We start from the raw sequence: 15657 nt of genomic DNA, 5'->3' as shown, positions 1-15657 counted from the left end.
GGCACACTTTTAGACTGACCAGTCAGATCAAAAGGGGAGGGGTGCCGGTGAACACCACCCGCCAGGGGGCGGCGGTCAACGCCAGGGGAATCGGAGTGGAGGGCCCACGGGGATGGGCCTTCAGAGGGATCGACCTCACCGCGGAGCCGGGAACGCTGATCGCGGTCCAGGGCCCCTCCGGCTCCGGCCGCACCTGTCTGCTGCTGGCCCTCACCGGCCGGATGCGGATCACCGAGGGTGAGGCGACGGTCTCCGGACTCCCCCTGCCCAAGCGGATGGGGACGGTGCGCAGCCGTACGGCGCTGGCGCACGTACCGGGCGTCGCCGACCTCGAACCCGCCCTCACCGTCGGCGAACACCTCAGGGAACAGGCCCTGCTGGGCCACCGCGTCAAGGGCTCCCTGAGCGCCTCGCTCCCCTGGGGCAAGCGCCACAAGGAGGCCACCCGGGCCCGGATCGACGCCGCCCTCGCGGCCGCCCGGCTCGACCCCGGCACCCTCCCCAAGGGCCTGCGGACGGCCGTACACGATCTGGAGCGGATCGAGGCGCTGCGGCTCTCCGTCGCGCTCGGGCTGATGCACGGCCCGCAGCTGCTGGCCGTCGACGATGTGGACCTCAAGCTCTCCGACGCCGAACGCACCGAGGCCTGGCAGCTCCTGCGGGACCTCACGCGCGAGGGCCTCACCGTCGTGGCCGCCGGCGACGGCGCACCGGCGGACGCACTGACCGTCAGCACCGCGCGGACGGACTCCGAAGCCGCCGGCCCCACCCCCACCCCCGTCCAGGACGACCCCCACACCCCCGAGGAGGAAGCAGCGCATGCGTTCGCCGAGACTGGCCGCGCTTGAGCTCAGGCGGTTCGGCAGGGGCAAGCTGCCCCGGCTGGGCCTGGTGGCCCTGACGCTGATCCCCCTGCTCTACGGAGCCCTTTACCTGTGCTCCTTCTGGGACCCGTACAGCCGCCTGGACAAGATCCCGGTGGCCCTCGTCAACGAGGACCGGGGTGCCACCACCGGCGGCAAGAAGATCACCGCGGGCGACGACCTGTCCGAGAACCTCAAGGACAGCAAGAAGTTCCACTGGGAGGACGTCAGCTCCGCCGACGCCGCCAAGGGCGTCGAGAACGGGACGTACTACCTCTCGCTGACCGTCCCCAAGGACTTCAGCAAGCGGATCGCCTCCAGCTCGGGGGACACCCCGCAGACGGGCGCGCTCCAGGTGCGCACGAACGACGCCAACAACTACGTCGTCGGCTCGATCTCCAAGACGGTCTTCTCCGAGGTCCGCGCCAAGACCTCGGCCACCTCGTCGCGGGCCATGCTCGACAAGATCTTCATCTCGTTCTCCGATCTGCACGACAAGACGGCCGAGGCGGCGGACGGGGCCGGCAAGCTCGATGACGGCCTCGGCACCGCCAAGGACAAGACCGGCAAACTGGCCGACGGCCTCGGCGAGTTGAACAAGGGTGCCGGCCGGATCAGCAAGGGCACGGCGGAGGCCGCCACGAAGGCCAGGCAGCTGAGCCTGGGCGCGCGCAAGGTCTCGGACGGTACCCAGCAGCTCGCCGACAAGGTCCACGGCATCGCCAGGAAGGACCTGCCCTACCTCCGCGAGCACGGCAAGGACATCGGCCGCAAGGCACAGATCGTCGCCGACCTCACCGAGCAGCTCGACGAGGACCTCGGCAAGCTGCCGGGAGACTCCGCCAAGGCCGCCCAACAGGCCCGGGAGAACGCCGACAACGCCGCGGACCTCTACCGGGAACGCTGCAACGGCCTCGTCGACGCCGACCCCGACTGCCCCAAGCTGAAGGCGATCGCGGACGGCAGCGCCCTCGCCGCCGACACGGCCGAGAAGGTCAACGACACCGTCGCCCACACGGACTTCGGGCAGCTGCGCACCAAGGTGCGGGAACTGCACCAAGGTGCCGCGATGGTCGCCGAGGAGGCACCGGGCATCGCGAACCGGGCCGACAAGGCGATCGGCCAGATCAACCAGCTCAACGCGGGTGCCCACAAGGTCTCCCAGGGCGCCGGACTGTTCGCCGACGGCATCGGCACGCTCGCCGACGGCGCCGGCAAGCTCCACGACGGCCTGGGCGTCGCCAAGGACGGTGCCGACAAGATCTCCGGCGGCCTGTTCAAGCTCAAGGACGGCAGCAACCAGCTGGCCGACGGGCTGCACAGCGGCGTCTCCAAGATCCCCGACTACAACAAGAAGGACCGGGACACCCGCACCGAGGTGATGGCCGACCCGGTCGAGCTGGCCGCCAAGTCGCTGCACAAGGCGCCCAACTACGGCACCGGCCTGGCGCCGTACTTCATCCCGCTCTCCCTCTGGGTCGGCGCGATGGTCGCCTTCATGCTGCTCCAGCCGCTGGGCAAGCGCGCACTGGCCGCGGGCGCCCCGGGCTGGCGGATCGCCCTCGGCTCCTGGCTGCCGGCCTACGCCATCGGCGTCGTGCAGGTGCTGGCGCTGATGGCCGTGCTCCACTGGGGACTCGGTCTGGAGATGGCCCGTACGGCAGGCACCGTCGGCTTCCTGCTGCTGGCCACGGCCTGCTTCACCGCCATCATCCAGCTGCTGGGCGCGTTCTTCGGACCGGCCGGCCGGGTGCTGACCCTGGTCGTCCTGATGCTCCAGCTGACCTCGGCGGGCGGCACCTATCCGGTGCAGACCAGCCCCGGGTTCTTCGCCGCCATCCACCCCTTCCTGCCGATGAGTTACGTGGTCGACGGCCTGCGCCGGCTGATCACCGGCGGTGACCTCGCCATCGTGCAGCAGGGCTGTGTGGTCCTGGCGGTCTTCACCCTGGGCGCGCTGGCCCTGACCGCCCTCGCGGCGCGCAGCCGGCAGGTCGTCCGGATGAAGGATCTGCATCCGGAACTCAGCCTGTGAACGTCCCCACGGTCCGACGGGGCGGTGCCGGCCACGGCACCGCCCCGGGGGCCGCCCCCGGCCCCCGGCGCAGCTCGACGCGCCGCCGGATCTTCGACGCCGCCGTCATCCTCATCGCGGAACAGGGCTTCTCCGCCACCACCGTCGACGAGATCGCCGACCGCGCCGGCGTCGCCAAGGGCACCGTCTACTACAACTTCGCGAGCAAGAACGTCCTCTACGAGGAGCTGCTGCGGGACGGCATCGATCTGCTCGCCGACTCCCTGCGCCGGGCCGCCGACGCCACGGCGGAGCGCGGCGGCACCCGGGTCGACGCCCTGGACGCGATGATCCGGGCCGGCCTGGACTTCATCGCCGGCTCCCCCGCCCTCATCCAGCTCTACGTCGCCGAGCTCTGGCGCACCAACCGCACCTGGCGTGCCACCCTCACCTCCGTGCGCGGCCGTGCCCAGGCCGTCGTCGAGGACGTCCTCCGGGACGCCGTGCGCACCGGTGAGCTCTCCGCCGAGCTCGACATCCCCCTCACCGCCTCCGCCCTCCTCGGCATGGTCCTGGTGGCCGCCCTGGACTGGCAGTCCTTCCAGCCGGACCGCTCGGTCGAGGACGTCCACGCGGCGCTGTCGCGGCTGCTCCAGGGGCGGGTGGGGGCGGGCGGCGGCGCGCCGGAGGCGTAGTTCGGCGGCCCGCCTCAGGGGTTCAGGTGGGTGGGCGCGAACATCCGCAGCCGGGCCGGGAGGACGACGACCGACGGGCCGGCGGCCGCCAGCGCCGCCGCCAGGTCCGTACGGAGCCGCTCCGGGCTCGTGCGGACCGCGGGGACCCCGAACGACTCGGCCAGGGCCACGAAGTCCGGCCGGGTGAGTTCGGTGGCGGTGGCCTCGCCGAACGCGTCGGTCATGTACTCGCGCAGGATGCCGTAGCCGCCGTCGTCCACGATCAGCCAGGTCACCGGCAGGTCGTACTGCCGGGCGGTGGCCAGCTCGGCGATCGAGTACATCGCGCCGCCGTCGCCGGAGACCGCCAGCACCGGCCGCGCCGGATCGGCGACCGCCACGCCCAGCGCCGCCGGGAAGCCGTAGCCCAGCCCGCCGGCGCCCTGCGCCGAATGCAGCGCGTTGGTCCGCCGTGGGTCGAAGGCGGACCAGGCCCAGTAGGCGAGGATCGTCATGTCCCAGCAGCTGACCGCGCCGTCGGGCAGCGCCTCCCGCACCGACGCCAGGACCTGCTGCTCCAGGTCGAGCTGCTGCCCCGCGATCCGGTCGCGGACCCGCGCCAGGAGGCCGGACACGGCGGCCTCGGGGGCGGGCGCTCCGGCCCCTCCGGTCCCTTCGGCCTCTTCACAAGCCTCTTCGGCGGCGCCGGTGTCCCGGGGCCCGCGCTCCCCGACCTCCTTGACCAGCGCGGCCAGCGCAGCCCGGGCGTCCGCGTGGATGCCCAGCGCGGCATGGTTCGACTCCAGCTTGCCGAGGTCGGCCTCGATCTGCACGACCTGCCCCAGCGGCCGGAACGTGTGGTAGTTCGAGGAGAGTTCGCCCAGCCCCGAACCGACGACCAGCAGCGTGTCCGCGTCCTCCAGGAAGGTGGTGGTGTAGCGGTCCTCCAGCCAGGACTGGAGGGAGAGCGGATGCTCCCAGGGGAAGGCGCCCTTGCCGCCGAAGGTGGTGGCCACCGGTGCCCCCAGCTGCTCGGCGAGCGCCAGCAGCTCCGCCTCGGCCCCGGCCCGGACGACTCCGCCGCCGGCCAGGATCACCGGCCGCCGGGCCCCGGTCAGCCGGTCCGCCGCCGCCGCGATCAGCTCCGGCCGCGGCAGCAACTCCCGGGGTGTGGCGTCCAGTTCACCCACCGGCGGGATACCGGCCTCCGCCAGCAGCACGTCCTGCGGGATCTCCAGCCACACCGGCCCGTGCGGGGCGCTCAGCGCCGACTCCCAGGCGGCGGCCACCGCCGAGGGGATCTGTGAGGCGGTACGCGCCGTGTGGACGGACTTGACCACACCGCGGAACGAGGCGCTCTGGTCGGTGAGTTCATGCAGATAGCCGTGGCGCCCGCCGCCGATCCCGGCCAGCGGCACCTGACTGCCGATGGCCAGTACGGCGGCCGACCCGGCCGCCGCCTCCTGGAGCGCGGCCAGCGTCATCAGCGCACCGGGCCCGGTGGAGACCAGCAGCGGCGCGACCCCGTGCGTGGCCCGGGCGTACGCGTCGGCGGCGAAGCCCGCGTTGTTCTCCACCCGCAGCCCCACATAGCGCAGGGTGGAGCGGCGCAGCGCGTCGAACACCCCGAGCGCATGCTGCCCCGGCAGCCCGAAGACGGTGCGCGCGCCGAGTGCGGCCAGCGACTCGACGACCAGGTCACCGCCGGTGCGCCGGTGCTGGGTTGCCGTGGGGTGGGGGATGCTCATGGATACGTGCTGCCTTCCTTGCCGGGGCGGACGTGGGGAGGGACGGACGGGTGGGCGGGCGGATGCGGAGGGGTGGCCGGGCGGTGGGGGCCGGGCGATGGGGGGCCGGGCCTGGGGGCCCGGGCACGGCTCGGGGACGGTCTGCGCCGGTGTCAGGCCCGTCCGGCGGGTCAGGCCCGTCCGGCGGCGGAGGGAGGCTGCAGCGCCAGCGCCACCGCCCCGGCCGTATCGCCTTCCGGCTCCCTCTCCGGGCCGCCCTCCGGATCGCCGTCCGGATCGCCGTCCGAGTGGCCGGCCAGCCGCGCCCGCCAGGCGGCCAGTACCGCCGCGTCCGTGGGCGGGGTGGCCAGGCTGACCGCCACATACGCCACGAGCGAGGCGATCAGCCCGTAATAGATCGGCTCGTTGGCGAGGACACCGAGCCAGACCATCAGCCCGACGACGGTCAGCCCGCCGACCGCGACCGAGGCCAGCGCACCGGCGGCGGTGCCTCGCTTCCACAGCAGCCCGCCGAGGATGGGCACCAGCAGCCCGCCGACGAGGACGTTGTAGGCGAGGGTGAGCGCCTCGACGACATTGTTGAGCGCGATCGCGATGACGATCACCGCGAGGCCCATGAGGAGGATGAAGAGGCGGTTGCCGCGCACCTCGTCATGCGCCACCGCCCCGTCCCCGGCGTCCGCCCCGTCCCCGGCGTCCGCCCCGGACCGGGTGCCGCCGTCGCCGGACCCTCCCGCGGCCGGCCGCCGCCGCTTCGCGGCGACGCCCTTCACCCGGGACCAGATGTCGTTGTTGGCGACCGTGGCGCAGGCGATGAGCGCGCCCGAGGACGTGGACATCACCGCGGACAGCGCCGCCGCCAGCACCAGCCCGCGCACACCCACCGGCAGCGCGTCCTTGACGATCGTGGCGAAGGCGTCGTCCGGGCTGCCCAGATGCGGGTAGAGCACCTTGGCCGCGGTGCCGATGACCGCACCGGCCAGGGCGTAGGCCAGACAGTACGTACCGGCAGCGGTGCCGCCCAGGCGCGCCACCTTGTCGCTGCGCGCGGTGAACACCCGCTGCCAGATGTCCTGCCCGATCAGCATGCCGAAGGAGTAGATCAGCACATAGGTGAAGACCGTCTGCCCGCCGATGCCCAGGGGCGCGAAGTAGCCGTCCGGCAGCTGGGCCTTCATCTCGGCGAAGCCGCCCGCCTTGATGACGGCGATGGGCAGCAGGAGCAGCAGCACACCGATCGTCTTGACGACGAACTGGACCATGTCGGTGAGGGTGATCGACCACATTCCGCCGAGCGTCGAGTACGCGACGACGATCGCCCCGCCGAGGATGATCGAGAGGGACCGGTCCAGGCCGAAGAGCACATCGAAGATGGTCGCGTAGGCGATGGTCGAGGTCACCGCCAGCATCAGGGTGTACGCCCACATGACGACACCGGAGATGATCCCGGCGGCGCCGCCGTAGCGCAGGTCGAGCATCTCGGAGACCGTGTAGACCTTCAGCCGGGCGATCCGGGCCGAGAAGAAGACGCTCAGCGCGAGCAGCCCGAGGCCGATGGTGAAGACCATCCAGGCGCCGGAGAGGCCGTACCGGTAGCCGAGCCCCACGCCGCCGATGGTGGAGGCGCCGCCGAGCACGATCGCCGCCATCGTTCCGGAGTACATCGCGGGGCCGAGGCGGCGGCCGGCGACCAGGAACTCGCTCTTTGATTTGGCGCGCCGCATCCCCCACCAGCCCATGGCGAGCATTCCGGCCAAATAGAGCACGATCACCGCATAGTCGACAGCCATGGGCCATCCCTTCCAGCTGCGCCGAGGGGGAGAGGGGGGAGAGGGAGAAGCGAGAAGTGCGAGGGGGGTGGGGTGTGACAGGGGGGACGACGGGCGCTCGGCGAGCGGGGGTCCCGTCCAAGCGCCGCGTCCCGGAGGTTGACCCTAGGAGGCGGCAGGACGACGCTGAAGTGTACGTTTCCTCCACTCGTCACCCTCCGATGTGGATGGTCCGCACATGCCGCACCCGATGCCTCCGCCGTCCACCCCGCCGGTGCCGCTGGCGGATCTCCTCGCCCGTACGGATCTGGGCCTGCGCCAGATCGCCGGCCCGCGCGAGGGCATCGCCATCCACTGGGTGCACACCTCCGAGATGGCCGACCCGGTGCCGTACCTCCTGGGCGGCGAGATGCTGTTGACGGCGGGGGTGCATCTGGCGGAGGTGATGGGGGGTGCGGAGGGGGCGGAGGGGGCCGCAGCGGGGCCGGACGCGGTGGATGCGGCGGATGCCGTCCCGGCGGACACCGCACGCGCGCCGGGCGCCCTCGATGCCTATCTGGACGGCTACGCCGCCCGTACCGTCGCCGCCGGTGCCGCCGCCCTCGGCTTCGGGATCGCGCCGGTGCACGACACCGTGCCCGCCGCCCTGGTGGCGGCCTGCGACCGGCACGGACTGCCGCTCGTCGAGGTCCCGGCGGGCACCCCGTTCACCGCCGTGGAGAGCGCCGTATGGCAGGCCGTGACGGAGGCCAGACACCGCGAACTGACCCGGCTCAGCGAGGCACAGCGCGCCCTGGCCGCGGCCGCCGCCCGCCCCGACCCGGCCACCGCCGTGCTGCGCACCCTCGCCCGCCATGTGCACGGCTGGACCGCGCTGCTCGCCCCGGACGGCGCGCAACACGGCTCAGCCGGCCCCCGCCCCGCCACCGCCGTCCGGACCGCGGCCGGCCGTCTCGCCCAGGTGATCGGCGCCGGCGGCCCGTCGTCGGCCACCGACACCCTCCCCGGCACCTCGCTGTCCGCCTACGCCCTGACGGGCCGCGGCCGCGACCGTCAGGCGCTCGCCCTGGTCGTCGCCGCGGACCCGCACGACCCGCCCGCGCATGCCATCGCGGGCGTCGCCGCCGTACTCCTCTCCCTGATCACCGGCCCGGCCGCCGCCCACGGCCCGGCCACCGCCGAGCACTCCGCGGCCCTGGTCCGGCTGCTCCTCGGCGCCCGCCCTGCCGATGTCGCCCCGCTCCTCGGCCCGTCCCTCTGGACCGTCGTACACGCCGAACGCCGCCGCGACACCACGGAGTCGGCGGCCTCACTCGCCGCCGCCCTGGGCACCTCCCTGGTTGCCCCGGGTGCGGCCGCCGAACCGCCCGCCGCCCCTGGGAAGCGCCCCGGCTCCGAGGTCCCTGGGACGCGCCCCGACTCCGAGGCGACGGCTCCCACCGAGGCCGGCGCCGAGGCGACCACCGCCCCCGGCGCCACCCCCGCCCTGCGCGCCCTGATCCCCGCCGGCCACGAGATCACCGCACACCCCGGCTGGACGCTCGGTGTCAGCGAACCCGCCCCGGTCGCCGAGCTGCCGGCCGCCGACCGGCACGCCGCCTCCGCCCTGCGCCGCGCCCTCGCCGGCCGCACCGCCCTGGTACGCCACCGCACCCCCGGCCCCCACAGCGTCACCTCCCTCGTCGCCCCCACGGACGCCCGGCGGCACGCCCAGGCCCTGCTCGCCCCGCTGGCCGACTCCCCTCCCCTCCTCGCCACCCTGCACAACTGGCTCGCCCTGCACGGCAGTTGGGACCGCACCGCAACCGCCCTCGGCATCCACCGCAACACCGTGCGCCAGCGCATCACCCGTATCGCCGGCCTCCTCGACACCGATCTGGACGACCCCGACGTCCGGATGGAGCTGTGGTTCGCCCTCCGCACGCTCGACCGGGACACCGCGCGGACCTGACGCCCCGCTCCGACTCCCGCACAACCGGGTCCGGCCCGGCGGCCCACTCGGCCGAACCAGGCGCATGCCGCACCTCCTGACGCACCCTCCGCCCCGGGCCTCCGGTGGAACGCGGCCTCTCCATCGGTAACACCCTTGTGACAACGCGCTCCTTGAGGCGGAACGGGCATGCCCCACTAGACTCGTTGAATGTTGTGCGGTCGTGACGACGCTTCCAGGGAACGGGGGACGCCATGGCAGGAGATGGGCTACAGGCCGACATTCCGTCACTGAAGTCCGGTGGCAAGGACTTCACCAATGTCGGCCGGCGCTATCAGAGCGCGGTGACGAAGCTGAAGAACGCGCTGACCGGCCTGGAGGGCAAGGACACTCCGCCGTGGGGCGATGACGAGATCGGTGAGAAGTTCGGCGTGGTCTACGAGGGCCTGCGCGACGGCATGTACGAGTCCATGGGGCATCTGGCCGCCAAGCTCCAGGAGATCGGCGGCGCCCTGAACACCATGGCCGACAACCACGAGGCCGACGAGGACTTCAACGACTCCCTGATGAAGCAGCACATCGCCAACGCCGAGGCGGAGAGCCAGCAGATCATCGCCCTCAAGTCGCCCCACGTCTGACGCCACCACCAACTCACCTGAGTCTCACGTTTCGTGACCAAGCTTCACCGCTTACCGGGGGATTGCCGCCATGTCGCTCATGCTTCCTGACTGGCTCGAGTGGGTACTCGAGATGCTCGGCTACGACTGGCCGACGGGCGACGAGGACAAGATGAACGACTCCGCCGGCCAGTGGCGGGAGTTCGCCCACGCCGTCGAGCAGTTGCAGGCCGAGGGCGTGTCCGCGGCGGGCAACGTGCTGTCGGCCAACTCCGGCGACAGCATCGACGGCTTCAGCAAGACCTGGGAGAAGTACTCCGGCAACGGCTCCGGCTACCTCGACGACGCCCGTAGCGCCGCCGAACTCATCGCGTTCGCGCTGGACGCCGGCTCCGGGGTCATCATCGGGATGAAAGTCGCGGTGATCGCCCAGTTGGCGATCCTCGCGGCGGAGATCATCGCGGCTCAGGCGGCCGCGCCCTTCACCCTCGGCCTGTCCGAGATCGGCGCAGCCGCCGCCACCCAGGCCACCCGTCTGATCGTGCGCCGCATTCTCAAGGAAGCCCGTGAGGCGCTGGTCGAGGCGATCGTCGAGACGGTGAAGGAGCCGGCCGTCTCCGCGCTGGAGGCGATGGTCTCCGACGCCATCGCGCAGGGCATGAACATGCACTTCGGGGCCCAGCAGGGCTTCGACGTCGGCCGCAGCGCCAAGACCGGCGCCGAGGCGGGCGTGGAGGCGCTCAAGAACTCCGGCCAGACCTTCGCCGAGTCCCTGCGCGACGGGGCGGGCGGCCGGGCGGGCCACCATGCCCGCAACGGGCTGGAGCACGCCGCCGGCCGGGGCGGGAGCGAGGACAGCGGCGGAGACGGCGGAGGCACGAGCGAGTCCAGCGGCTCCGGGGCCGGGAGCAACTCCGGGAGCGGGAGCAGCTCCGGAAGCGGCAGCGGCAGCGGAGACGGTGCGGGCTCGGGGAGCGGGTCGGGGTCCGCGAGCGGTTCCGGCAGCGGGTCGGCGAGCGGGTCCGACGGTGGCGGGGCGGGCACCGACAGCGGCTCGGGGGCCGGGGCCGGGTCGGGAACCGGTTCGGGGTCGGGGCCCGGGTCCGGCGCCGGTGAATCGAGTGGCGGTGGGAACAGCTCGGGCAGCGGCAACGGCTCCGGCGGCCCGTCGCATGCCCCGCGCGCCGGCGATTCCGGTACGGGCACCGGCTCCGGCAGCGACCCCTCCACCACGGGCGACAGCTCCACGCCCGGCCCGGACGGCAACCGCAACACGCCCCAGGCCCAGCCCCTGCCGCCTCAGGACCAGCGCACCGCGTTCGACGAGGGGTACACGGGCGGCAACAACCACAACCCGTACGGGGGCTCCACACCCGGCCCGGACTCGGGCAGCACCACCCCCGACTCGGGCGGGCCCGGCCCTGACTCGGGCACCACCCCCGACTCCGGCGGCCCCACCCCGGACGCCGCGCGCCCGGACTCGGACTCCGCGAGCACCCGGCCCACCCCGGACGCCGCCCGCCCGGACGCCATCAGCACCCAGCCGGCACCGGACAACACCCCCGACTCGGCCCGCCCGGACGCCATCAGCACCCAGCCGGCGCCCGACCACACCCCGGACTCGGCCCGCCCGGACCCCGACTCCCTCAGGACACAACCGGCCCCGGGCCCGTCCGTGCACCCCGACGGCGCACCGACCCCCGACTCCGGGACGACGACCCCCGACCCCGCCCCGGCCCCGGACCGCTCCTCCGCCGGACCGTCCAACTCCCCCACCCCCGACGGGCCTTCCCACCCGGACGCGTCCCAGCAGCCGCAGCAGGCGTCGCCCTCCCCCGACCCGGTGGCCGGCAACCCGCCCACCAACACCGACAACTCCCCCCAGGGCGACAGCAACAGCGGTCACAGCGGCTCCCAGAACAACGGGGACAACTCCGCATCCGGCGCGGGCGGACGCCCCTCCACCCCGCATGTGAGCGTGCCGTCCCAGGGCGCCCCGGTGCAGCACTCCTCGTCCGGCCCTCCCATCGGACAGCGTGACCCCTCGCCCGGCGACCCCATGCCGCATGTGCGCGACGAAGACACCACCGTCACGACCCAGTCCGCCGGCACCATGACGGCACCACCGCCGACCCCGCACACGGCGGACCCCAGCACCGGTACGCCCTCCACCCCGCAGCAGTCGCCGCAGAACACCCCGCAGAACCCCGGCCCGATGATGGGCCCGCCCACCGCCGTGCCCCCGCAAGGCGGCCCGGCGACGCCCCACTCCGCCCCGCCACGCGGCGGCACACCGTCCAACGGAAACGCGTCCGCCCCCTCCAACCGCCGCCCCGACGGCTCCCAGGCCATCCACGACGCCACCCAGCAACGCCGCCCCGAGCCGCCGCCGCACAACCCCCGCCTGGACGGCCCCCGCCCCACCACCACCTCACCGGGCCCGAACCGCCGCCCCGACGGCTCCCAGGCCATCCACGACGCCACCCAACAGCGCCGCCCCGAGCCGCCGCCGTACAACCCCCGCCTGGACGGCCCCCGCCCGGACCAGGACCGGCAGAACCAGCAGCACTCGCAGGACAGCCGGTCCCCCCAGGGCCAGAACCAGGCCCCCCAAACGAACCAGCCGAATCAGCAGAACCAACAGGGCCCGCGTCCCGACCAAACCCAGCCGGTACGCCCGGACCAGACCCAGCCGGTACGTCCCGACCAGGCCCAGCCGCGCCCCGACCAGACTCAGCCCGTACGCCCGGACCAGCAGCACCCCCATGACCAGCGCCCGGACACCACCCGGCCGGACACACCGCGCCCCGATGCCACGCGCCCGGACCAGCCACGTCCCGACGCCACTCGCCCCGATGCCACCCGCCCGGACGACCCGCGCACCCCCCAGAACGGGCGACCCGACCCCCGCCAGCAGCGTCCCGACCAGGCCCAGCCGCGCCCGGACACCACCCGCCCTGACGCGACCCGCCCGGATACGCCGCGCCCTGACGCCCAGCGTCCTCCGCAGCAGCAACCGCACGGCCCCAACCAGCAGCGTCCGCAACAGCAGCCACAGCAGCAGCCCCATCGCCCGGATCCGCGTCAGCAGCCCGAGCACCAGCCGACGAACCAGCCGAACCGCCCGGACCCCCATCACCAGCCGACGCTCCAGAGCCACCAGCCGCAGTCACAGTCGCAGTCGCAGCCGCAGCCGACGAACCAGCAGCAGCCGCAGCACCAGAACCAGCAACCCCAGCAGCAACAACCCAACCAGCAGCCACAGCACCAAGCCCCGCCCCAGCCCCACAACCAGAACCAGAACCAGAACCAACAGCCACAGCACCACCAACCGCAACAACAGCAGCAGCCCGCGCCGCCCAACCACCCCCCGCAGCCAAGCCTCAACGACGTCCGGGCGAGCCTCAACCACCAGCCCAGCGGCCTGTATTCACCGTTCCCGCACGACCAGCAGGCGTTGGAGAACCAGTTCCCGCGCAACCCGGACGGCAGCCCGCAGCGGCATGCGGACCCCTTCCAGCCCTGGTCCCAGCTCCAGAACGACGGCGGCCCGACCGTTCCCGGCCGCTCCAACAACTGCGCCGACTGCACCCGTTCGTTCATGGAGTCCTGGTACGGCAACCCGCAGGTCTCGGCACCCCGTACCTACGACAACGACGGCCATGGCGGCCTGGACCGGGTCAGCGGTGAGCGCGACGGCACCAACAACATCCAGAACTGGGCCGGCACCAACTTCCGCCACTCCGGCCAGAACGCCCAGGACAGCTACCAGCGCATCGCCGACGAACTCCGTCAGTCCGGCCACGGCTCGGCGGCCGCCGTTCTCGTCACGTGGCCCAAGAACCCCGACGGCTCCGGCGGCGGCGCCCATGTCTTCAACGCCGTCAACCACAACGGCCGGGTCGTCTGGGTCGACAGCCAGACCGGCGAGATCAGCCCACAGCCCATCCACACCCACGCCGACGGCGTCTGGCACCTGACTCTGGACGCCGACCGCAAGCCCTTCGACCCCGCGGCCAACCAGCAGCAGGGCCAGGGGCAGGGTCAGGGTCAGGGCCAGGGCCAGGGACAACACCAGAACCCGCAACAGCACCCCCAGACCCAGCAGCCGGGCCCGCACCAGTCCCAGAACCAACCCCAGCAGCCGGGCCCGCACCAGTCCCAGAACCAACCCCAGCAGCCGGGCCCGCACCAGTCCCAGAACCAGGGCCGGCCCCAGAACCAACCCCAGCAGCAGAACCCGCAACATCACCCGCAGAACGCCCCCGGCCCACACCCCGCCGGTACCCCCAGGGACGGCACCGCGGGTGACGGCACCACGTCCGACGCCTCCTCCGGCCGCCCGGATCACCCCTCCCCGGGCGATCCGTCGCCGTCCCACCGGACCCCGGACAACGAAACCCCGGACAACGAAACCCCGGCCGACGAAACCCCGGACCACCGGCCCCCCGACCGGCACACCGACGACAACCCGCCGGCCGCGGACCGCCGTCCCCCCGAGAACCCGTCCGGCCAGGACAACCCCCAGCCGCCGTCCGACCCGTCGGGCACCAAGCGGCCGGCCGAGGACGAGATCGAGCAGGGCGGCTCCAAGCATCCGCGTACGGACATGGAGATCGACAGCCCGGAGCCCGAGGGCGGGCACGGCGACGGCCACCCTTCGCCGTCCCCGATGGACATCGACAGCCCGGAGCAGCAGACCGGTTCGGACCCCCATTCGGCGGAGAACACCCGGGAAGAGCGCAACTCCGACCTGCCCGAGCCCGAGCGGACCACGGACCACCACGCTTCCCTGCCCCCGGACTCGGAGCAGCAGGGAATCCGGGTCGACCCGAACCATCCCGACGCGCCCCATCCGCACCCCGTTTACCGCATCGGGCTCGATCCGGTCCACGACCGCATGCAGCACTGGGCGAACGACGGAAGCCTCGCCGAACTGCTTCAGCGGGCCGCCGACCGCAAGGCCGCCGCCGACGCCGCCCGGGCGAACAACAAAAAGCAGGACGGCAAGGACCCCGTCGACATTCCGCCGACGGCCTTCACCGAGCGGGAACTGCGCGAGGTGCTCGGCAAGGACTTCGCCGACATGAACGACGGCCAGCGGGGTGCCGTCGTCGCCACGCTCGCCCGGATGAGCCAGGCGTTCCACGAGGACAACGGCGTGGGCCAGAGCCCTCAGCGGGCCACCGACGGCGAGAACCCGTACCACGGCGCCCCGCCCCGCAAGAAGGACGGCAAGCCCGACCCCATCGAGCAGAACGAGGTCTCCGCCGGTGCCCACTCCCGTGAGCAGGCGAAGCCCGCGGGGTCGTGGCCGGAGACGTACCGGCAGCCCGGCACGCCGGAGCACCAGGCGCTGACCGATCTCCGCGACGCGCGTCGCCCCAATCTGGCCGGCCGCGATCTGACCACCGCACACGTCAACCAGCTGCTGCGCCAGGCGGGTTCCACCCGGCCCGACTTCACGGGCAAGAACTACGCCGTGATCGAGGTCGTCGACAGCGAAGGGAACAGCACCTACGTCGTCGACTCCTCGATTCCGGCGGGAAACTCGGGTTACACCCCGCGGCACTCCGAACGGCACCTGCTGGAGTGGGTGGAGCGGCTCAACAAGAGCCAGACGGCCAGCGGCCAGGGCACGTACGACATCGCCGGTCTGTACACCGAACGCGAGCCGTGCGGCGAGGGGCTGGGGCACGCCCACTGCACCACGGAGATCCAGAAGCGCCCGCCCTTCCCGGTCTACTACAGCACGACCTACCGGACCGATCCGGAGGGCCAGCCGGCCCGTGACGAGGAACGTGCCCGCCTCCAGCAGGAGCGCAGGGACCTCCTGGCGAGCATGGAGGGCCAGTCGGAGGCCGCCCAGAAGGCGGCCCTGCGCAAGGCGGAGCTGTCCGACTCCAAGATCGATGAACGGGTGAAGGCCCACCGGCAGCCCAACGAGCAGATCATGGACGAGGAGATGGACAATCACCTGCGGAAGATGGGCCGTATGTGGGCAACCACCCGCATGCATATGCTGCCGAAGCCGTAGTCGAG

General features: G+C 72.9%; 8 protein-coding genes. 6 read left to right on the top strand and 2 right to left on the bottom strand.

All coding sequences use genetic code 11. The features are described 5' to 3' along the window. Nucleotides 1-47: 47 nt before the first annotated feature. From SLV14N_RS26080 to SLV14N_RS26070, 3 genes are read left to right on the top strand one after another with little or no spacing between them, the layout of a single operon-like run. Nucleotides 48-848 carry an ATP-binding cassette domain-containing protein gene (locus SLV14N_RS26080; protein ID WP_208684084.1) on the top strand — a complete coding sequence of 267 codons (801 nt, stop codon included), beginning with the start codon at nt 48-50 and terminating at the stop codon, nt 846-848. Then, entirely contained in the window at nt 820-2898 is a 2079-nt protein-coding gene (locus tag SLV14N_RS26075; protein WP_208684083.1) for a YhgE/Pip domain-containing protein, read from the top strand. The genes SLV14N_RS26080 and SLV14N_RS26075 overlap by 29 nt, the downstream gene beginning before the upstream one ends. Next, entirely contained in the window at nt 2895-3572 is a 678-nt protein-coding gene (locus SLV14N_RS26070) for a TetR/AcrR family transcriptional regulator (RefSeq protein ID WP_263271300.1), read from the top strand. The genes SLV14N_RS26075 and SLV14N_RS26070 overlap by 4 nt, the downstream gene beginning before the upstream one ends. Before the next feature lie 14 nt (nt 3573-3586). On the opposite strand, the gene SLV14N_RS26065 is transcribed toward SLV14N_RS26070, so the two are convergent. Further along, on the bottom strand, nt 3587-5299 hold the full coding sequence (locus tag SLV14N_RS26065) for a thiamine pyrophosphate-binding protein (protein WP_263271298.1): 1713 nt from the start codon (nt 5297-5299) through the stop codon (nt 3587-3589). A 170-nt stretch (nt 5300-5469) separates the two neighbouring features. Then, nucleotides 5470-7089 (bottom strand): sodium:solute symporter, encoded by a 1620-nt coding sequence (locus tag SLV14N_RS26060; RefSeq protein WP_263271296.1) that lies wholly within the window; start codon nt 7087-7089, stop codon nt 5470-5472. A 217-nt stretch (nt 7090-7306) separates the two neighbouring features. Here SLV14N_RS26060 and SLV14N_RS26055 point away from each other — a divergent pair, with 217 nt between their 5' ends. From SLV14N_RS26055 to SLV14N_RS26045, 3 genes are all read left to right on the top strand, one after another. Next, nucleotides 7307-9019 (top strand): PucR family transcriptional regulator, encoded by a 1713-nt coding sequence (locus SLV14N_RS26055; RefSeq protein WP_263271295.1) that lies wholly within the window; start codon nt 7307-7309, stop codon nt 9017-9019. Between the two features lie 233 nt (nt 9020-9252). Continuing rightward, nucleotides 9253-9636, top strand: coding sequence for a WXG100 family type VII secretion target (locus tag SLV14N_RS26050; RefSeq protein ID WP_208684074.1), 384 nt, complete (start codon nt 9253-9255; stop codon nt 9634-9636). 70 nt (nt 9637-9706) lie between these two features. Continuing rightward, entirely contained in the window at nt 9707-15652 is a 5946-nt protein-coding gene (locus tag SLV14N_RS26045) for a toxin glutamine deamidase domain-containing protein (RefSeq protein ID WP_263271293.1), read from the top strand. Nucleotides 15653-15657 lie beyond the last annotated feature (5 nt).

This window comes from Streptomyces sp. Je 1-4 4N24, assembly GCF_026239515.1.
GTDB lineage: Bacteria > Actinomycetota > Actinomycetes > Streptomycetales > Streptomycetaceae > Streptomyces > Streptomyces nigrescens.
Note: the sequence above shows the minus strand (reverse complement) of the source record. Positions and strands in the feature narration are given on the sequence as shown.